A 20977-nucleotide genomic window follows, 5' to 3' on the forward strand; every position below is an offset into this window, starting at 1 on the left:
AAAAAAATATTACTTTTCACTGTTTAGCTATATGTATGCGTATGCGCAAGAACAGCTGCCGCCCTTAATGGCAACGGCCGCACTGTTTCTCACACAATAACCTATAATCCGCTGGCTTTTTTACGTAACAAATAACGGTAAGGGGCGCTTTCAGCTTCAACCGCCAGCAAGTCATGTTCCATAAAACGGCAAAAACCAGGAATATCACGGGTTGTCGCTGGGTCATCCGCAATAACCAGTAATGTCTCGCCTTCGGACATATTCCGAACCGTTTTACGCACTAACATCACGGGCTCTGGGCAGCGTAAGCCGAGTGTATCAAGGGTTTTGGTTGCGTTGGTAAATAAATCAGACATATAAACGACTTCTTAAAGGAATCAATAGATTGATTATATAATAAAATGCGCGTTGATAAATGAACAGTTTTGCTTTTGTTGCGCAACAGGCGTATGATGCGCTACTCCCGATTTAGGGATGAATATCATGGGTTCCCTCACCCCATTGCGACTAAAAAGGTACAATATGTTTGATTTTACTGTGCAGCAAAAAGCCACTGCGTTAATTTGGCTATCTTTATTTCATATTTTAATTATTACATCCAGTAACTACCTTGTGCAGTTGCCGATTAATATTTTCGGCTTCCATACCACTTGGGGCGCGTTTACCTTTCCCTTTATATTTCTGGCCACTGACTTAACCGTCCGTATCTATGGTGCACCGCTTGCTCGACGAATTATTACGGCAGTCATGTTACCTGCACTACTGATTTCCTATGTTATTTCTGCGCTATTTTTCCAAGGTGAATGGCAAGGTTTTACTGCGCTCTCTGAGTTTAATGTATTCGTTGCGCGTATTGCTGCCGCAAGCTTTATGGCATATGTACTTGGGCAAATATTAGATGTCAGCGTTTTCAATAAATTACGTCAAAATGCACGTTGGTATGTTGCACCTGCTTGCGCCATGTTCTTTGGTAATTTAATTGATACCATCGCTTTCTTCTTTATCGCCTTTTTCCGCAGTAGTGACCCATTTATGGCGGCAAACTGGGTGGAAATCGCGCTAGTCGATTACGTCTTTAAGTTACTTATTTGTATGCTCTTTTTCTTACCCGCCTATGGTGTTTTATTGAATTTCATCTTGAAATACTTCTTTGCTAATTCAGCAGAAAAACAATTAGTGCGCCAACATTGAACATAAAAAAGGAGATAGCGAAATGCTATCTCCAAACGGGTTAAACTGAGTTAAAACAAAGAATAACAACCCTACAATTCAGTTAACTATAATGCTTTTGCTAAGAGCGAAATCGGGTGTTCGCATTTCTTGCTTGTGGACATCTCAATTTGCCATTTACACGTTTCACAGTCTGTGATGACCATATCTGCCCCGCTTTCTTCTATCTGACGGAAGAGCCCTGCACCAATGCCTTGTGAAACTTCATAGTTCTCTTTCTTAAACCCGTATGTCCCTGCGATACCACAGCACTGGGAGTCAAGTACTATTAACTCAACACCAGGTACGCGTTTTATTAACTCAAGCGTATAAGATGTCCAACCCATTTTTTCCATGTGGCACGGAGTATGGTAAGCGACTTTTAATGGTGTATGTTTCAACTTAAGCTCCCGTCCCTGCTCTAAAAGACGATAAATATAACGCGTTGCTAGCTCGATATTGTCACGCATTTCCGAGGTGTCTACATCCAGCACATGGGTATATTCATCACGGATAGTAAAAGTACAGGTTGACGATGTTGCGACCACAGGTATATGTTTTTCTAGGATCGTTTCTTGGAGTGATTCTAAGTTAACATTAGCTTGGCGTTTTGCTTGTTTCATAAAACCGTTAGCAATCAATGCAACACCACAGCATTTCTCACGTTTAAGCAGTTGCACACCAATATTCATCCCATTAAAGACTTTAATTAAGTCTTTCCCTAACTGCGGGTGATTATAATTGACATAGCAACCATGGAAAAACGCGACCTGCTCTTCAAATTTAGCTTGTTCTGCCGCTTGCTTGGAATACCAACGACGGAATGTCCCAAATGAATATTTTGGCAATTCACGGCGATGGTCTATTTTTAACGCCTTATCCAAAATTTGGCGAACGGGTTTTAACCCTGTAATGGTATTTACCACGGGGGCAAACGGCGTAGAAAGTGAGCCCATTAAATCCGTATGGCTGAGGATTGCATCGCGGATTTTCGGTTTTTGCTGGCTGTAGGTATTTCTTGCACGGGCAATAATATCGCCAATTTTTACATCTGATGGGCAAGCAACTTCACAACGTTTACAGTTAGTACAATATTTAAGAGCTTCATCATAGAGCATTGGGTCTTTTAAACGTAAACGCTCACCATCGAGCCCGGCTTGTTTTGGGCCTGGATACAATGGATTTACTTTTGCAACGGGGCAATATGTCGTACACACGGTGCATTTAATACAGCTTTCAAAGCTTGCATCTTGAATACTCATTGTGCCACCTCCGCCTGCATTATTTTGTTTTTACTGACTTCATTAATGATTTCGTTCGCTGTAAATAACGCGCTAATCATTGATACTCCGGCACCGCAGCCTTGCGTTAATGGGTCAAATCCCCCGAGTACTGCGCCTGCAACATACAGGTTTTCAATCGACTGTCCTGCTTTTTGAGCTCGTAACTTTTCGTCCGTTTTCACGCCAAATGCCATATAAGGCTGGGAGGCAAAAAATTCTTTATTGGTCCATTTCGCTCGCTCAGAAATCTCGCATAAATCTAAATTCATCAATGGTTCATACACTCGGTCAAACGCTGCCACCAGTCCATTATTAAAAAAGCTACCCGTTGCCAACACAAAGTGTTTCGCCTTGAGCGAGATATCCCCGTGATTACGTGTCTGCACAGATTCAATACGGCCATCTGAATAATTTACCAATGTCACTTTGTCCCCTGGCATGACAATGCCACCTTGGCGGCGAAATTGGCGCAATAACATCTCATGCAGGCGAATACCCAATAATGATGGTGGTAAAGTAGGTAATAAATACAGTTGCTTACCTAACCGTTTTTGTAACTCCAACATCGGTTGCTCGCTGTCCAGCCCAATACAAGCCGGTATAAAAACAGCCTCTGCATCAGCGATTAATGGTGAAATCTCCCCAACGATTTGGTCCATGTTTTCGGGTCTATCGAGCCAACGAGCGACATTAATCGCTCTAAATTCACTTGGGTTTTCGCGCAGTCGGTCAAGTAGTGGCAAATGCACATAATGGGCACTTGCCTGTAACCCTTCTCGTTGTAACTCATCAGCCACCATTTGTGGCTGAAAATCCAAGAAACCTTCAATACCTACAACGGCAATTTTATTCACACCCATTTTTTGATGTAAGCCAACGGTAGGGACTGATTCAGGGCTCAGCCACGTCATACGTTTATGACCTAACGGTGTGATACGATAATGATTCTCTTCACATGAACCTTTTAAGCGAATTCCAGCTTGCTGCAAGATAGATTCTGCCATTCTAGCCAGCTCAGTCACTTGATTTTCCCCCATCAAACTATAGGGGTGAAAAGGCGCTTGCGATTTTAACTCACTGAGCATTGTCAGTGGTTTTTCTGCAATTTGGCCATCAGGTAAATGCGTTAATAAATCCAATGAGCCCGATGAAAAATGCAGCGCATTTTGCCCAGCACTCACCATCGCACAAGATAGACCAGATTGGGTTAGGCGAATACCGCAAAGTAGCCCCGCGAGGCCACCTCCCATCACAACCACATCATATTTCATTATCCGCCTCCTTCTGAGATGCTTTGCCTAATGTGGCTTCATTCATCCCACATAACCCATGATAAACCCAACTGGTAAACTCGCTTTCGCGCAGTGCATCCCCCCAAGCGATGGGGCGAACGCCCTTCCAACGCTCATTGAGAAAATGACCAAGTTGCTGCTCAGTTTCATGCGGTGTCGTGACATTAAACCGATTGAGTAAACCTGCCGCTCGACAAGCACACAGCTCCCCTTGGCAAGTTCCCATCCCAACGCGGGTACGGCGACGTAAATCCAATAAATTGTTTACAGTGAGCGAATTAACGGCATAACGTACTTCTCCTGCCGTTACAGCTTCACATTCGCACACTAAACTTTTATCTAAACGATCAGTACTTAAAATGGCGGAAGCACGGTCACCGTGGCGGTAAACCGCAGAGCCACGAATTGGTGCAGGAATGGAAATCACGTTGCGCAAGGCTTCTTCCGCGCTGTGTTGAGAACCTGGCAGTGCCGCTTCAGCCGTTGTACATTTTGCTGAATGACCGAGTTTTTCACAAACTTTATCCGTTGCCCATTCTGCCATCAGTCGATAAGTCATTAATTTACCACCTGTAATGGTGATAAAGCCTTCCATCCCATCGCGTTTCGCATGGTCTAAAAGCACTATTCCACGGCTCACATTTCGCCCTGATGGGTCATCATCGCTAGCCACTAAGGGGCGAACGCCTGCATAGGCGCGTAAAATGCGCGTTGTCGCCAATGCAGGTGATAACATCGAACCTTCACGAATAAGAATATCAACCTCTTCTGGGGTGACATACATATTGTCGATTTGGTCATATTCAATGTGTGTGGAAGTGGTTCCAATCAGCGAAATCGTATCGCCAGGCACTAAAATGTCCGCATCCGCAGGCTTACGGCAGCGGTTGATCACCATGTTATTTAACCGATGACCTAAAATGAGCAATGCCCCTTTTGCAGGGAACATTTTAATTTTTAGCTCGCCGTATTCGGCAATTTTTTGTCCCCAGATCCCACCTGCGTTAACGACAATTTCTGCATAAATGTCATACTGTTTTTTTGCCTGATGGTCGTAAACTGTCACACCACGAACAGTATCACCATCGCGAATAAGGCCAATAACCTCATGGTAAGTCAGTACTTTTGCGCCATGTTCTCTGGCATCTAGCATATTTGCAGCCGTTAGGCGGAATGGATCTACGGTGCCATCGGGCACGCGAACCGCACCAATTAATGCGGAGTTAACCGATGGCTCAAGACGGATAGCTTCTGCTGGGTCAATAGCATTGGCGTCAATACCTGCATTTTGGCAAGCCGTGATAAATTTCTGCTGATAATCGAGGCTGTCTTCAGGCAATGTAATAAACAAGCCATCCGTTCGCTCAATACAATGATGAGCAATTCGCTTTAAGATTTTGTTCTCTTCAATACATTCTCTTGCGGATTCGCTATCAGTTACCGCATAACGAGCACCACTATGGAGCAAACCGTGGTTTCGCCCTGTTGCGCCAGTCGCAATGTCGTGCCTTTCAAGTAAAACGGTTCTCAGACCTCGGCGAGCGCAGTCACGAGCGACTCCTGCACCTGTTGCGCCACCACCGATAATGATGACATCCGTTTCAGTCACAGATGAGCCATTCATGTCGCATCCCTCACATTAATAAACATTTCTATAATCGATAAGTATAGATTCTATTTTTATAATCTATTATTAAATATAGACCAGAAACGCGATCAATGTTTGATAAGGAACAAAAACGAAAGCGATTGATACATTTTTAGTGTTATAAAGAACAATATCGTGATGAAAGTCACAAAATAATTAACATTTCTAGTTCCATTCCATTCACAAATGTCATTTACTATGCAATCTAATAAACAAAATCAATAATTGTGCGTTGGATTACAGATAAAATGTTTTCTAATAGATACAATTTAGAGCAATTAAGAAAATAAAAGCTCTTAAATTACTCGATTGTTTTCGTTTTTGTTACTTCACCAATAATAAACACTCAATCTCTCTCAGCACTGAGAGCGATCAAGTGTAAATAAATATTAGCATGCCATCGGAGGCGTATATGTTAAGCATTTTTAAACCAGCACCTCATATAGAGAGGCTGCCAGCTGATAAGATAGACCCTGTCTATCGTAAGCTTCGTTGGCAGATCTTCATGGGTATTTTCTTTGGTTACGCAGCGTATTATCTCGTCCGAAAGAACTTTGCCTTAGCAATGCCATACCTTGTTGAGCAAGGGTTTTCTAAAGGTGACTTAGGTTTCGCCTTATCAGGGATTTCAATTGCTTACGGTTTTTCTAAATTTATCATGGGGTCATTCTCTGACCGTGCGAACCCTCGTTATTTCCTACCTGCTGGTTTGATACTAGCCTCCGCAGTGATGTTGATCATGGGCTTCGTACCATGGGCGACATCAAGCATCATGGTAATGTTCGTATTACTGTTCCTTTGTGGTTGGTTCCAAGGTATGGGTTGGCCTCCTTGTGGACGTACCATGGTTCACTGGTGGTCACAAAAAGAACGTGGTGGTATCGTTTCTGTTTGGAACTGTGCGCACAACGTCGGTGGTGGTATCCCGCCATTGCTGTTCCTACTCGGTATGGCATGGTTTAACGACTGGAAAGCTGCACTGTATATGCCTGCATTGGCTGCTATCCTCGTTGCTATTATCGCGTTTGCGTTAATGCGTGATACCCCTCAATCCTGTGGTCTTCCACCAATCGAAGAGTACAAAAACGACTACCCAACAGACTATAAAGCGTCCGATGAAGAAGAGTTAACGGCAAAAGAAATCTTCATGAAATACGTTTTCCCTAACAAACTGTTATGGATGATTGCGATTGCGAACGTATTCGTATACTTATTACGTTACGGTGTTCTTGACTGGTCACCAACTTACCTGCGTGAAGTGAAACACTTCGCAATGGATAAATCTTCATGGGCTTATTTCCTATATGAATACGCTGGTATCCCAGGCACATTATTATGTGGTTGGATGTCGGATAAAGTGTTCCGCGGTAACCGTGGCGCAACAGGCGTATTCTTCATGGTTCTTGTAACCATCGCGACTATCGTGTTCTGGATGAACCCAGCGGGTAACCCGAATGTTGATATGGCATGTATGTTGATCATCGGTTTCTTAATCTATGGTCCTGTCATGTTAATTGGCTTGCACGCCCTTGAACTTGCACCGAAAAAAGCAGCGGGTACTGCGGCTGGCTTTACGGGGCTATTCGGCTACCTCGGTGGTTCAGTAGCAGCAAGTGCTATCGTTGGTTATACCGTTGACTACTTCGGTTGGGACGGTGGTTTCGCTGTGATGATTGGTGGTTCAGCCCTTGCTGTTGTTCTGCTGTTTATCGTTATGATTAGCGAAAGCAAACACAAACGCGAATTAGCGAACTCTCAATAAACATTTCGTTTATGAATAAACGCTAAACCTGAGGGCTATATCATAATGATATAGCCCTTTTTTTATCCAAAAAAGTGCCAAGGAGATATAATCATGAGCTTTCCATTAAAAACATTGGTGGCAAGTATGGTTTTAGTGATGTCAGTGTCCGCAACCGCGCAAGCGACAAATAAAGTGGTCATTGCCCATCGTGGTGCAAGTGGTTACTTACCTGAACACACCTTACCCGCTAAAGCGATGGCTTATGCACAAGATGCTGATTTTCTAGAACAAGATTTAGTGATGACGAAAGATAATGAGCTGGTTGTACTGCATGACCATTATCTTGACCGCGTAACAGATGTGGCTGAGCGATTCCCCGATCGTGCACGAAAAGATGGTCGTTATTACGCGATTGACTTTACGCTGCCAGAAATTAAATCCCTGAAGTTCACAGAAGGGTTCGATATTGTTGATGGTAAGAAAGTCCAAAGCTATCCGAACCGTTTCCCTATGGGTAAATCTGATTTTCGCGTTCACACCTTCCAAGAAGAAATTGAGTTTGTTCAAGGCTTGAACAAATCAACGGGTAAAAACATTGGTATTTATCCAGAAATTAAAGCACCTTGGTTCCACCAGCAAGAAGGCAAAGATATTACCAAGAAAACCCTAGAGGTGTTAAAAGCGTACGGTTACACAGATAAAGACTCAAATGTTTATCTGCAATCCTTTGATCCAAATGATCTAAAACGCATCAAAAATACATTAATGCCTGAAATGGGAATGAACCTTAAATTAGTTCAATTGATTGCCTATACCGATTGGGAAGAAACACAAGAGAAGAAACCTGATGGAACATGGGTAAACTATAACTACGATTGGATGATGAAACCAGGTGCGATGAAAGAAATTGCAACTTATGCAGATGGTATTGGCCCTGATTATCATATGTTAATTAATGAAGATTCCACTCCAAACAATATCAAAGTGAATGGTATGGTAAAAGAAGCCCACGAAAACAACATGGCGGTTCACCCATTCACTATTCGTGTCGATAAGCTACCTAAATATGCCAAAGATGGGCAACAGCTTTATGACATCATATACAATCAGGCCGATGTCGATGGTGCCTTTACCGACTTCCCTGATCTAGGGGTTAAGTTCTTAGAGCAGCAGAAGCAGAAATAATCGCTTCCGTGCCAAAAACAATAATGCAGCCATTTGGCTGCATTATATAACGAGCTATAAGCTTGATAATCGTTATGCAATCGTGACAGGAAAAGCAATCACATCACTGATCCTTTCAGCATTTAATGCAATCATAATCAAGCGATCAACCCCGACAGCAACACCCGAGCAATCAGGCAATCCATGTTCTAATGCCGCTAATAAATGTTCATCAATCGGTTGAACAGATAGCCCCATCGCTGCTCGCTTACGGTTATCTTGTTCAAAACGTTGGCGCTGTTCGCTCACATCCGTCAATTCATGGAAGCCATTAGCCAACTCCATACCTTTATAATACACTTCAAAACGTTCTGCGACGCGATGGTCTTCAGTGCTAATCACCGCTAAAGAGGCTTGAGTTGCAGGGAAATGATACACAACGGCGGGCTTTTCTTTACCAATATGTGGCTCAACTCCCATCGTAAATAGCAACTGTAAAAGCGTATCTTTATCTTCTTCATGATCAGCTATATTGCTTAAATCAAGGCGTGCCGCCACTTCGCGCAGTTCACTTTTTTCTGCGGATAACGGGTCAATATCTAAATGGCGTAAAAAAGCCTGTTGGTAGGAAAGAAGCTCTGCACTTTCACATTCCAACACTTGTTGCAATAAGTCATCCACTTCATTAATTAAGCGATACATATCAAAGTGTGGGCGATACCACTCCAGCATCGTAAATTCTGGATTGTGGTGCCTACCCGCTTCTTCATTACGAAAGCTTTTGCCAAGCTGATATATCGGCCCACTGCCAGCAGCAAGTAAGCGTTTCATATGATATTCAGGACTGGTCATCAGGTAAAGATTGATGCCTTGCGCAGCGCCTGGGCCCACAAAACGTGTTTCAAATGGCACGAGGTGAAAGTCAGTCACAGTAGCCTGACTCATTGCGGGGGTTTCGACCTCTAGTACACAGCGATCAGTAAAAAAACGTCTGATTTCAGCAATAATTTTTGCGCGCTGTAACAGGTTAGCGATGGGGGCTGTTGGCTGCCAATTCGCTATATCACTCATTAAGATGACTCCAAAATAAACTTAGTCGTGCAGTGTACTCACCTCTCGGACGACGCACAATGCATTCGTATGCTTAAAAGCACATTTATCTAGTGCAAAACACCGTCAAGAAATAATCAGGCTTCTTCATTCCAAGGGTGAGTAAAGATGGCATGATTATCCTAGGCTTTACTCGATTAAGCAAACCTTTACAGATAACGGGGCTTTTACCTAAAAATAACGTCACAAGGTCATGTTAATCGTCTGAGGTTATGCGAGGGAAAACATGATTATTCCTTATATTATGTGATAAAGCTGTTAACAAAAAATGAAACAATTCGCTTTCTCAATACGTTAAAATAGAGAAATTAAAAAATAAAAACGTGTATTTAAATAAAGAGTGAAGCAAGTCCCAATTTAATATTCGAGATGAATTAAAATCTTCACAGCAAATAACAGTATTATTCTCTTACTTTGAATAAAACCCGACTAATTTACTTGGTTTTTAATCCTGTCTTTTTGTGTAAAAATAATGATAATCATTTGAAATTTCTTTTTATTCATTCTTAACACACTAAAAATACTCTCATTGTAAAAACATTTTATAAAAAGATGACCCACCTCACATTTCGTGGGTAAATTCACCCAAAACCCCCCTCTATATCAAATTTATCTCTTGGACTATTCGTTATAATTCACAGCACGATAAGTCATTATTAGCTATTATATTATTTACTATTAAAAAAGAGAGATTTGACAATTTGACATTAGGTTGAATTGAAAATGACCTAGCTAATTATCAAAAGTATTTAAAAGAATTTATCAATTTACACTTGAACAATGGAGAAGCGCAGTGCAAACCTTCAATGCCGATTTAGCGATTATCGGGGCCGGGGGCGCAGGCTTACGTGCAGCGATTGCTGCCGCTGAAGCAAATCCCAATATCAAGATTGCTCTGGTCTCAAAAGTATACCCAATGCGTAGCCACACCGTGGCAGCAGAGGGAGGATCAGCCGCAGTTACTCAGGCTCATGACTCCTATGACTATCATTTTAATGATACTGTCGCAGGTGGGGATTGGCTGTGTGAGCAAGATGTCGTCGATTATTTCGTCGAACATTGCCCAACAGAAATGACCCAACTCGAATTATGGGGCTGCCCGTGGAGCCGTAAACCAGATGGCTCAGTTAACGTTCGCCGCTTTGGTGGAATGAAAATTGAGCGTACGTGGTTCGCTGCCGATAAAACTGGCTTCCACATGCTCCATACACTCTTCCAGACATCATTAAAATACCCTCAAATTCAACGTTTTGATGAGCATTTTGTTCTCGATATCATTGTTGATGAAGGTCAAGCTCGTGGACTCGTTGCACTTAACATGATGGAAGGTACGAAAGTTCAAATTCGTGCAAATGCGATCGTGATGGCGACGGGTGGTGCTGGCCGTGTTTATCGTTATAACACCAATGGTGGTATTGTGACTGGTGATGGTATGGGTATGGCATTCCGCCATGGCGTACCACTGCGCGATATGGAATTTGTTCAATATCACCCAACAGGGTTACCAGGTTCAGGTATCTTAATGACCGAAGGTTGTCGTGGTGAAGGTGGTATTCTGGTTAACAAAGATGGCTACCGTTACCTGCAAGACTACGGAATGGGCCCTGAAACACCACTTGGTAAACCAGAAAACAAGTATATGGAACTCGGCCCTCGTGACAAAGTTTCTCAAGCTTTCTGGCACGAATGGCGTGCAGGACGCACCATTAGCACGCACCGTGGTGATGTTGTGTATCTGGATCTTCGCCATCTGGGGGCAGAAAAACTCCATGAGCGTTTACCGTTCATTTGTGAATTAGCGAAAGCTTACGTGGGCGTTGACCCAGTAACAGACCCAATTCCTGTTCGTCCAACCGCTCACTACACCATGGGTGGTATCGAAACAGATCAACGCACTGAAACACGCATTAAAGGCCTATTTGCAGTCGGTGAGTGTTCTTCTGTTGGTTTACACGGTGCAAACCGTTTAGGTTCTAACTCACTGGCAGAACTGGTGGTATTTGGTCGTTTAGCGGGTGAAGAAGCTGCACGCCATGCGGCAGAAGCAACCCCTGCAAATGCCAGCGCCATTGAAGCACGTACCCGCGATATCGAAAATGACCTGCAAAAACTCATGAACCAAAAAGGGAAAGAGAGCTGGTCGAAAATTCGCGATGAAATGGGTATGTCAATGGAAGAAGGTTGCGGTATCTACCGTACACCTGAGTTAATGCAAAAAACCGTTGATAAGATTGCCGAACTGAAAGAACGCTTTAAACACGTCGAAATTACTGACCATAGCAGCGTCTTTAACACTGACCTACTGTACACCATTGAATTAGGCTTTGGCCTGGATGTGGCGGAATGTATGGCTCACTCTGCAATTAACCGAAAAGAATCACGTGGTGCTCACCAACGTCTCGACGAAGGCTGTACTGAGCGTGATGATGTGAATTTCCTTAAACATACTTTGGCATTCTATAACCCAGAGGGCTCCCCTCGTTTAGAATACAGTGATGTGAAAATCACGAAATCTCAGCCAGCTAAACGTGTTTACGGTGCCGAAGCTGAAGCTCAAGATAAGGCAAAGAAGGAGCAAGCTAATGGATGATATGAAACACCTAAAAATGGAGATCATGCGTTACAATCCGGAAACGGATAGTGAGCCCCATTTGGTGACGTATGATGTCCCTTACGACGAGCAAACTTCTTTGTTAGATGCATTAGGCTATATCAAAGATAACCTCGCTCCAGACCTGTCTTACCGTTGGTCTTGTCGTATGGCGATTTGTGGTTCTTGCGGCATGATGGTCGATAAAGTACCTAAACTGGCGTGTAAAACATTCCTGCGTGAATACCCGCAAGGCATGAAAGTTGAGCCATTAGGTAACTTCCCAATTGAGCGCGACCTTGTTGTTGATATGACCCACTTTATTGAGCGTTTAGAAGCCATTAAACCGTACATCATCGGTAATGATCGTAAACCTTCTGAAGGCCCAAATAAACAAACGCCTGCACAGATGGCTAAATACCATCAGTTCTCAGGCTGTATCAACTGTGGTCTGTGCTATGCAGCTTGCCCACAATTTGGACTGAACCCAGAGTTCATCGGCCCAGCAGCAATCACATTGGCAGAGCGCTACAATTTAGATAACCGAGACCATGGTGCGAAAGAGCGCATGACCTTATTAAATGGTGACAATGGTGTCTGGAGCTGTACGTTTGTAGGCTACTGTTCTGAAGTCTGTCCTAAGCATGTCGACCCTGCTGGCGCTATTCAGCAAGGAAAAGTTGCCAGCGCGCAAGACTTTGTTATCGCCATGCTGAAGCCACGATAAGGAGAATTGAAGTCATGACTACGAAACGTAAACCCTATGTCAGAGAAATGAAGGGCGACTGGTGGCAAAAGCTGGGTTTCTACCGCTTTTACATCATGCGTGAAAGTACCTCCGTCCTTCAGGTCTGGTTCAGTATTTTAGTCCTGTATGGGGTGTTTGCGCTAAAAAGCGGTCCTGAATCATGGGCTGGCTTTGTTGGGTTCTTAAGTAACCCAATCATTCTTATCATTAACATTATTACACTGGCTGCTACATTGCTGCACACCACGACGTGGTTCAACCTTGCACCAAAGGCCGTCAGTATTATTGTGAAAGATAAGAAAATGTCTGATGAGCCTATCGTTAAAGGCTTCTGGGCTCTCACGATTGTTGTTACCGCAGCAATCTTAGCTATCGCATTGTTATTTTAATCTAAGGAGAATCTGATGAATCTAACGCCTAAACGTTCCGATGAGCCGATTTTCTGGGGATTATTTGGTGCAGGTGGTATGTGGAGCGCCGTAATTGGCCCTGCTATCATCATTCTGTTAGGAATTTTAATTCCACTGGGTGTTGCACCAGAAATGCTGAGCTATGAGCGTATTATGGCATTTAGCCAAAGCTTTATCGGCCGTATTTTCTTACTACTGATGATTATTCTGCCTGTTTGGTGTGGGATGCACCGTATTCACCACACACTGCATGATTTTAAAATCCATGTCCCTGCGACAAAATGGGTTTTTTACGGCGGTTCTGCAATCATTAGTGTTATTGCTCTGATTGGTGTATTCACCCTGTAATCACGCAATAATTTAGATGCATATCAATACCCCATATGTGAAAGCATATGGGGTATTTTTTATTGCTAGAAAATTAAATTTTAATCGCAAATAAAAATAGAAAATAATACTTAAGCTACGCACAAATAGAGATTATCTGTTCTTAAATGGCGTTTATTTTAAATCCATAATATTCAGACTAACCTCAGTTGTTATAAAAAAAGCAGCTTGCTATGATAAATAGAAGATAAAAATATTGATTTTATTTCAATAAAATCAATACATTAACAAAAATTATGTTTACTTGAATAAATAAGAGATTTAATTATCTCTATTTTTCTATCACTCATGGTAAGAGAAAATTAAATGAAATTTAAAGGATTATTTATTTCGATATTTCTTTCTGGCGCAATGATATTACCCGCCCATGCAAACTCATTTTCGGTTAAAAATAAAACCGTTGATGAACTGCCCACTGAAACAGATTTCTATAATGAATGTGTCAGCACAAATACCTATACTTATCTACCCATGGCAGGGGAACCGCAGTCTTCGGTAGATAAAAAACGGGCAAAACAACAAGCGGCCGTTAAGAAAAAATGCAAGTGTGCTGCACCGCTTGAATATAAATTGTTCTATGAGTTGGTGGGTAATGACCCTGAAGCATTCACTAAAAAAATGCAAGCAGACCAGCAACTCGCAATGCAAACAGCGCAAAAAGTCGTTGATAGAAAACGTCAAATTGATAAGCAATGCACTAAATAGTTTTCCCCAGCTTAAGGTATGGCTCTGCATTTATTTACCATACCTTAAAGCTTAAGGTTTAAGGTTTAAGGTTTAAGGTTTAAGGCCTTGAATTAACGCATCTAAACCAAATAAAAATGCGTCAGTTCCATCATCATTATCCATAATTTGGATAGCAGATTGTAACAATGGAGGCATTGCATTCTCATTGTTCTGCTCTCTCTCTCTCCCTGCGCAGCACGGTGTTCTTGCTGTTCAAGCACACTTCCTAATGTAAAATGCCCCACTGCACTAATCGCATACAAACCCATTTTTAATGAAAAACCGTTATTCACCATAAATTGCAACTGGGTTTCTACCGTGGAATATTGCTCCGCGCTAGGCCGAGTCCCTAAATGTACTTTTGCCCCATCTCGGTAGCTCAATAGCGCTCGACGGAAGCTTAACGCATTATTTCGCAAAAATTCCTGCCATGTCTCACTGTCTTTCGGCAATGGGTGGTCATGATGGCGCTTTAGCATTTCAACAGATAATTCATCCAACAAAGTCCGCTTATTTTTCACATGCCAGTACAACGTTGGCTGCTCTACACCAAGCTTTTGAGCTAACTTTCGTGTTGTTACCCCTTCCATACCGACTTCATTTAGTAAGTCTAATGCAGCGGTAATAATGGTCTCTTTATTTAGTCGCGCCATGAGCATCCCCTTATTTTTTCATTGACACTCTATCATTGATAGAGATATATTCAAAATCTATCACTGATAGAGAAATGAAAAATGAATAAATCTGCAATTACCGCCTTAACAATTACCAGTCTCGATGCCATTGGAATCGGGCTGATTATGCCTGTATTACCTGCATTATTGCGGGAATATGTGTCTGCTGAAAATTTAGCTCATCATTACGGTATCTTGCTGGCGCTGTACGCTATCATGCAGGTTTTTTTCGCCCCTATATTGGGGAAATTGTCAGATAAATTGGGACGCCGCCCCGTACTACTGCTCTCCTTAGCAGGTGCCGCAGTTGATTACACCTTGCTCGCGCTCTCAAGCACACTGTGGATGTTGTATTTAGGTCGGTTAATTTCAGGGATCACTGGCGCAACGGGGGCGGTCGCCGCCTCAATAATTGCTGACAGCACCGAACCTCATGAACGAACGAAGTGGTTTGGACGACTAGGCGCTGCTTTTGGTGTTGGCCTTATTGCTGGCCCTATGATCGGGGGTCTTGCAGGTGAATATTCCCCTCATTTACCGTTCATCATCGCGGCCATCTTGAATACAGGTGCTTTTATTGGAGTATCTTTGATCTTTAAAGATAGAAAAATTAAGTGTAAACAAGAAGATACAAGTAAATCTCCAGTAGTATCCATCTCTTTTATGCAAGTCATAAAACCAATCACACTGCTCATATTCGTCTTTTTTATGGCGCAGTTGATAGGTCAGATCCCCGCGACAACTTGGGTGCTATTCACCGAAAATCGCTTTCAATGGGGCAGTATGGAAGTCGGATTATCTTTGGCGGGGCTTGGCGTGATGCATGCACTATTTCAAGCATTCGTTGCAGGGGCAATTGCTAAGAAATTTAATGAAAAAACAACGATTTTGGTGGGATTTGTTGTCGATGGCAGTGCATTCTTGATCTTATCATTTATCTCACAAGGCTGGATGATTTACCCAACGCTAATCCTGCTTGCAGGGGGAAGTATCGCGCTTCCCGCTCTTCAAGGGCTAATGTCCACTCAGGTAAACCAAGCAAATCAAGGCAAACTGCAAGGTGTTCTCGTCAGTTTAACCAATACCACAGGCGTCATTGGCCCACTCCTATTTAGCTTTATTTTTGGTCAAACATTGACTGTTTGGGATGGCTCGGTGTGGTTAATTGGAGCGATATTATATCTTCTCTTAATCATGGTTTACCCTTATTGCCAATTTAAAATCAACAAAAGATCAAACCAAACGAAAACCTATTCTTATTAACGAAACTAACAATAAAGGGCTGTATCGACAAAAGTACGACGTCAGCCCTTACTTATTAAAGCAATATATTTAAAGTCACATTAATCTTTATTTTTAGATCAAAAAGTCTTTTCTCATAGGGACAAAAACATCTAATATTTCACCACTAATTAAACATTCGCTTTGATGTTTTTCATTCGATGGAACGTACACAACATCACCGCTACTCACTATTTTTTCGCGTTCTCCAATACGGAACTTAAATTTTCCCGATAAGATATAGCTCATTTGCTCATGCTGATGTTCATGCAGTTCACCCATTGTTCCTGTGATTAAAGAAACCTTCACCATCATCATATTTTCACTGCCTAAAAATATCTTTCTTAATGTTCCTGGTGCAATATTTTTAGCCTCGATATCGTTGTCAAAAATAAACATAATTTCTAATAGTCCTCTGTCTATCGGTTTAATGAATATGCTGAGTGTCGTTTTCAACAGAAGGAACAATAGGTTTAATATCTCTTAGCATCACTAAATAAACCAGTGCACCAATAGCACAAGCCGCACCCGAAACAACAAGCGCCCACATAAATGATCCCGTAGCAGCAATAATGTAACCTGTCACAATAGGACCTAAAATACCGCCACAATTTGATACTGCACTTTGCATTCCACCCAGCACTGACGTCATATTGCGTGGTGCCACATCACCAGGAAGTGACCAAATTGCGGACGCTGCAAATGCAAGTGCTGCATAAGACAGGCACAATAAGAACATCATTAGTGTGACCGATTCTACCAACCCAGAAAATGCAATGCTGGTTGCAATTATCATTCCCCCGACAATTGGCACTTTGCGCGCAAGGCTCACGTTATTATATTTAATAAATAAGTAATCCGTCGTCCATCCACCTAGCCACTGTCCTGCGATACCACACAGTGGGGGTAACATTGCTGCGAATCCCATTTCCTCAAGGCTCATTCCTCGCTCCATCATTAAATAGGCGGGAAACCATGTAATAAAGAAATAGATAGCATAGTCCAACATAAAAAAGCCAATGCACATTGCTTGTACATTTCGATAACGAATCAGTTGATACCACTTCATTGGTTGAATATTATCGATACCTTCCTTCTTAACCTGCCCTTCACGGATATAAGCCAATTCTTCGGCACTAATTTTGGGGTGTTGTTCTGGATCGTGATACACCTTCAACCATGCGAACACCCAGAGAACCCCAAGCGCCCCACAAATAATAAAAGCGGCTTCCCAGCCCCACTTAGCAATAATCCATACCACTAATGGCATCGCAAAAGCCGTTCCAAACTTTGAACCACTATCAAACAACGCGGTAATACGGCCCCGTTCACGATCTGGGAACCATTTTGCCGCAATGCCACTATTACAAGGGTATGCGCCAGCTTCCCCCATTCCCATCAAAATACGTGTAGAAATAAAACTCAGAGGTGTTTTCGCTAAGGCTGTCGCCGCTGTCGCTAAAGACCACCACAAGACTGAGCCTGCTAATGTTTTTCTTTGCCCATACTTATCGGCAATGAAACCTGCGGGTATTTGACACAATGCATAGCTCAGAAAAAAAGCAGACATTATCCACCCCATCATTTCGGGTGAAATTTGCAGTTCAGCTGAAATGGTGGGGGCTGCGGCAGACATCACCGTTCTGTCTAAATAGTTAATCACAATCGCAAGTGTCATCAGTATTGCAATTGAAAATCTGACTTTTGTTCCTTTATTTTTCATCGTAACTAAACCTTTTCAAAGAATGGAGGCCAGATAAACCCATCATTACCTGGCCAATCATTAAGTTACTTAAATAAACGCTCTGGATTTACAGTAAATTTGGCTAATTTATCGACATCAAGCTCAATACCGAGTCCAGGCTTGTTTGGAATAGCTAAATACCCTTGCTCATCAACTTTAAATGGTGTTTTAACAATCCCATCAATATATTGGCTTCCACCAATAAACTCGACGAAATCAACTTGTGGGAAAGCCGCCGCCATTTGCAGATCCGCCGCAAGCCCCATTGCCGTATTCCAGCCATGACCAACATATTTCACACCAAAATCATCCGCTAACCATGCAATTCTGCGCTGCTCAGAGATCCCCCCAACTTTCGTTACATCAGGCTGTACAATATCGAACGCGCCTTGAGATAACCAAGGTAAGAACGCTTGGCGGCGAGTAAGCACTTCACCGCCTGCAATAGGCACAGGACTTTCTCTACGAAGAATTTTAAAATCTTCAATATCATCAGGGCGCAATGCTTCTTCGAACCAACCCACTTGGTATTCTGCTAACATATGCGCAGTTTGAATTGCCCATTTCAATCCATTTGGCCAATAAGCATCACTCGCTCCAGCATCAACTAATAATTGTGAATCATTCCCTGCCGCATCCCTTGCCGATGCAATTATTGCCCGATCTAACTGCGCATCATTACGTCGACCAAACGGCCCCCAACCAATTTTAAATGCCTTAAAACCAAGAGATTTATACTGGCAAATGACTTGATGCATTTTTTCAGGCTCTTCCATGAGTAACGAACAATAAGGCTGAACTTTAGAACGATAATTTCCGCCCAATAATGTACTCACAGGTAATCCCGTTGCCTTCCCTAAAATATCCCATAATGCGATATCAATACCGCTAATCACATGAGTGAGAGTGCCGCCTCTTCCCATCCAAAAAGTATTCTGCCTTAATTTTTCGGATACTCTTTCTGGCTGTAGTGCACTTTCGCCAATACATAAAGAAGCGAGTAACGGTAATGCGGCTTCAACTAAACGCCCATCTGTAAACACACTGCCATAACCTGTGATGCCTGCATCCGTGTGAATGGCAATAATGGCGTGAATGGAATCTTCGGGCTTGATTTCATTCGACCAGCCACCTTTTGGGCTTTCACCAAATAGAGGGACAGCAACAATTTCTGTAATCTTGATGTTTTCTAACATGCGTTCCATGTAATTTCCTTTTTAAACCAGTACATTTCTAACGCATTAAATCTCTTTGTAAGATTGTATACAATATTCAATTGTTCGTTTTGTGATCCAATCGAAATTTAAGATGAAGCAGGATAATCCTAGATATGTTGTTTTTAATGGTCTAATAAAGGAAAACGTGGTACTTTTGTTCGCGATAACACCAAAGTGAAAAAATCATTAATCCATTGATTAATAAATAATTTAATAGGCATTCACTATGACTGTAAGTAAGAAGCGACACTCTTCTCAAAAATCATCAAAAGAAGATTATTGGCAACCCATAAAAGCACGAACGCTGACGGATGATGTTGTTGATAGAATTGTTGAAGCCGCAACTCGTGGGTTTATCTTGCCTGGTGACCGCATTGTGGAAACTGAAATTGCAGAAAAAATGAATGTGAGTCGTGTGCCTGTTAGAGAAGCATTACGTGTCCTTGAAAGCCAAGGTATTGTCATTAACGAGCCTTTCAAAGGAATTCGAATGGCCCCCGTTACGAGTGAACGTTTAGATGAACTCATTGATATTAGGGTCTTATTAGAATCACATGTGCTCAATATGTTTATCGCTAAAGGTCTACACCGAGACGCTACATCTATAGAAAAACTCAATCAATGCATTGATCAAATGGCTCAAGCCGCAATCGTACAAGATAGCTATGAATTTTCACTTAGCGATGTTAACTTTCATCGGACACTCTGCCAGCTCAGTGGAAATAATACGCTAACAGCCTTATGGGAAAATGTATCAAAACAATTAACCATTATTATTGGCATATCCACATTTACCAAACCAATGGAAAAAATTGTCGATGAGCACAAAAAATTGCTCGATATCATCTGTTCTGGTGACTTATCTAAAATAAAAGTTGAAATTAAAGAGCATATTCGCAATCAAAATAAAAAAGTCAATTTTGAACAGGCGATCGACAAAAAAAGAGAGCAGTAATTTCAATTAATCAAGAGATACTCTCAATAATTAAATGAAGGCAATGGCGTACCAAACAATAAAAATTGCTATCAAAGATCAACAGGCTCTAGGAAAATTTTAGCCTATTCGCTTTCAATGGTATGATGCACTATTGCGACTATTCTTTAGGACAAAATATTAAGAGACAAGTCTAATGACACTCCCCCCTAAAAAGCCAAGAACAAAACCCGCTGAAGAAAGACTTGATGACCTAATGAATGCAGCGGAAAAACTTTTTCTTTCTAAAGGATTTGTCAACACGACGGTCAGTGAGATTGTGCACGATGCAGACGTGGCGAAAGGGACGTTTTATCATTACTTTCAGTCAAAAAATGACATTATGGAAGCCTTACGCACTCGTTATATGGATTGGTATTTAGAAAATATTGATGACGCGCTCTCTCAGCAAAAAAGTGCGGCACAAAAGCTCCAGTCTTGGTGTGAGAATAGTGTCAAATATTATGTTGAAAAACAACAGATTCACGACATGCTGTTTCACGATGAATACCACGGTCGTAGTAATGACCATGAAACACGTGCAGTCCTTCAAATTCAAGAAATTCTCACTTTAGGCGAAAAAAACCAAGAATGGTCAGCGCTTCCCCCTGCACTTCTCGCTACGATGATTTACCACTCTATGCATGCTGCGGTCGATAACCTCTCAAATAGCCACGAATACACTCAGCATAATTTAGGTGAAATATTGTATAAGCGATTTAGCCAGCTGATTAAATAAAAAATAGAGCGAGAAAGTCATTCTAACGTACTCGCTTT

Annotated in this window: 19 protein-coding genes and 1 pseudogene; 11 read left to right on the forward strand and 9 right to left on the reverse strand. The window is 42.1% G+C overall.

Annotation, left to right across the window (positions count from 1 at the left end; translation table 11 throughout):
• Positions 1-101: 101 nt before the first annotated feature.
• Positions 102-356, reverse strand: coding sequence for a sulfurtransferase TusA (gene tusA / locus KDJ85_RS04060; protein WP_225818575.1), 255 nt, complete (start codon positions 354-356; stop codon positions 102-104).
• A gap of 166 nt (positions 357-522) precedes the next feature.
• Between tusA and KDJ85_RS04065 the strand changes: the two genes are divergently transcribed.
• Positions 523-1191 carry a 7-cyano-7-deazaguanine/7-aminomethyl-7-deazaguanine transporter gene (locus KDJ85_RS04065; protein WP_225818576.1) on the forward strand — a complete coding sequence of 223 codons (669 nt, stop codon included), beginning with the start codon at positions 523-525 and terminating at the stop codon, positions 1189-1191.
• 86 nt (positions 1192-1277) lie between these two features.
• Here the strand turns inward: KDJ85_RS04065 and glpC are convergent, their stop codons facing one another.
• The 3 genes from glpC to glpA are packed head-to-tail and all read right to left on the reverse strand — an operon-like array spanning position 1278 to position 5408.
• A complete protein-coding gene (gene glpC / locus KDJ85_RS04070) occupies positions 1278-2471 on the reverse strand; it encodes an anaerobic glycerol-3-phosphate dehydrogenase subunit GlpC (protein WP_225818577.1) in 1194 nt (397 codons plus the stop codon).
• The gene (gene glpB / locus KDJ85_RS04075; protein ID WP_225818578.1) at positions 2468-3763 is read right to left on the reverse strand and encodes a glycerol-3-phosphate dehydrogenase subunit GlpB; all 1296 of its coding nucleotides are present in this window, start codon (positions 3761-3763) and stop codon (positions 2468-2470) included. Before glpB ends, glpC begins: the two co-directional genes overlap by 4 nt.
• Entirely contained in the window at positions 3753-5408 is a 1656-nt protein-coding gene (glpA, locus tag KDJ85_RS04080) for an anaerobic glycerol-3-phosphate dehydrogenase subunit A (protein ID WP_225818579.1), read from the reverse strand. The genes glpB and glpA overlap by 11 nt, the downstream gene beginning before the upstream one ends.
• Positions 5409-5844: 436 nt before the next feature.
• On the opposite strand from glpA, the gene glpT reads away from it, so the two are divergent.
• Both glpT and glpQ read left to right on the forward strand, forming a co-directional pair.
• Positions 5845-7194, forward strand: coding sequence for a glycerol-3-phosphate transporter (glpT, locus tag KDJ85_RS04085; protein WP_225818580.1), 1350 nt, complete (start codon positions 5845-5847; stop codon positions 7192-7194).
• A 93-nt stretch (positions 7195-7287) separates the two neighbouring features.
• Positions 7288-8361: a glycerophosphodiester phosphodiesterase gene (gene glpQ / locus KDJ85_RS04090; protein ID WP_225818581.1), complete on the forward strand. Its 1074-nt coding sequence runs from the start codon at positions 7288-7290 to the stop codon at positions 8359-8361.
• 72 nt (positions 8362-8433) lie between these two features.
• Here glpQ and epmA read toward each other — a convergent pair whose 3' ends face one another.
• The gene (epmA, locus tag KDJ85_RS04095) at positions 8434-9411 is read right to left on the reverse strand and encodes an elongation factor P--(R)-beta-lysine ligase (RefSeq protein WP_225818582.1); all 978 of its coding nucleotides are present in this window, start codon (positions 9409-9411) and stop codon (positions 8434-8436) included.
• A gap of 832 nt (positions 9412-10243) precedes the next feature.
• Here epmA and frdA point away from each other — a divergent pair.
• The 5 genes from frdA (at position 10244) to KDJ85_RS04120 (ending at position 14290) form a co-directional block, all read left to right on the forward strand.
• On the forward strand, positions 10244-12040 hold the full coding sequence (gene frdA, locus KDJ85_RS04100) for a fumarate reductase (quinol) flavoprotein subunit (RefSeq protein WP_225818583.1): 1797 nt from the start codon (positions 10244-10246) through the stop codon (positions 12038-12040).
• Entirely contained in the window at positions 12033-12767 is a 735-nt protein-coding gene (locus KDJ85_RS04105) for a succinate dehydrogenase/fumarate reductase iron-sulfur subunit (RefSeq protein ID WP_004258616.1), read from the forward strand. Before frdA ends, KDJ85_RS04105 begins: the two co-directional genes overlap by 8 nt.
• Positions 12768-12781: 14 nt before the next feature.
• Complete coding sequence (frdC, locus tag KDJ85_RS04110; protein WP_004258617.1) at positions 12782-13177, forward strand: fumarate reductase subunit FrdC; 396 nt, start codon at positions 12782-12784, stop codon at positions 13175-13177.
• Positions 13178-13192: 15 nt separating this feature from the next.
• A complete protein-coding gene (gene frdD, locus KDJ85_RS04115) occupies positions 13193-13546 on the forward strand; it encodes a fumarate reductase subunit FrdD (RefSeq protein WP_225818584.1) in 354 nt (117 codons plus the stop codon).
• Positions 13547-13891: 345 nt separating this feature from the next.
• Positions 13892-14290 carry a hypothetical protein gene (locus KDJ85_RS04120; RefSeq protein WP_225818585.1) on the forward strand — a complete coding sequence of 133 codons (399 nt, stop codon included), beginning with the start codon at positions 13892-13894 and terminating at the stop codon, positions 14288-14290.
• A gap of 72 nt (positions 14291-14362) precedes the next feature.
• Here the strand turns inward: KDJ85_RS04120 and tetR are convergent.
• Positions 14363-14964 (reverse strand): annotated as a pseudogene (gene tetR / locus KDJ85_RS04125) (tetracycline resistance transcriptional repressor TetR).
• An 81-nt stretch (positions 14965-15045) separates the two neighbouring features.
• Here tetR and tet point away from each other — a divergent pair.
• Positions 15046-16248, forward strand: coding sequence for a Tet(A)/Tet(B)/Tet(C) family tetracycline efflux MFS transporter (tet, locus tag KDJ85_RS04130; protein ID WP_225818586.1), 1203 nt, complete (start codon positions 15046-15048; stop codon positions 16246-16248).
• Between the two features lie 93 nt (positions 16249-16341).
• Here tet and KDJ85_RS04135 read toward each other — a convergent pair whose 3' ends face one another.
• The 3 genes from KDJ85_RS04135 to KDJ85_RS04145 form a co-directional block, all read right to left on the reverse strand.
• A complete protein-coding gene (locus tag KDJ85_RS04135; RefSeq protein WP_225818587.1) occupies positions 16342-16665 on the reverse strand; it encodes a cupin domain-containing protein in 324 nt (107 codons plus the stop codon).
• Positions 16666-16693: 28 nt separating this feature from the next.
• Complete coding sequence (locus tag KDJ85_RS04140; RefSeq protein WP_225818588.1) at positions 16694-17989, reverse strand: MFS transporter; 1296 nt, start codon at positions 17987-17989, stop codon at positions 16694-16696.
• A 65-nt stretch (positions 17990-18054) separates the two neighbouring features.
• Positions 18055-19215: a mandelate racemase/muconate lactonizing enzyme family protein gene (locus tag KDJ85_RS04145; protein ID WP_225818589.1), complete on the reverse strand. Its 1161-nt coding sequence runs from the start codon at positions 19213-19215 to the stop codon at positions 18055-18057.
• Between the two features lie 238 nt (positions 19216-19453).
• Here KDJ85_RS04145 and KDJ85_RS04150 point away from each other — a divergent pair, with 238 nt between their 5' ends.
• Positions 19454-20182: a GntR family transcriptional regulator gene (locus KDJ85_RS04150; RefSeq protein WP_225818590.1), complete on the forward strand. Its 729-nt coding sequence runs from the start codon at positions 19454-19456 to the stop codon at positions 20180-20182.
• Between the two features lie 175 nt (positions 20183-20357).
• Positions 20358-20939 carry a TetR/AcrR family transcriptional regulator gene (locus KDJ85_RS04155; RefSeq protein WP_225818591.1) on the forward strand — a complete coding sequence of 194 codons (582 nt, stop codon included), beginning with the start codon at positions 20358-20360 and terminating at the stop codon, positions 20937-20939.
• The last annotated feature ends 38 nt before the right edge of the window (positions 20940-20977 follow it).

The sequence above is a fragment of the Providencia vermicola genome (assembly GCF_020381325.1).
Lineage (GTDB): Bacteria > Pseudomonadota > Gammaproteobacteria > Enterobacterales > Enterobacteriaceae > Providencia > Providencia vermicola.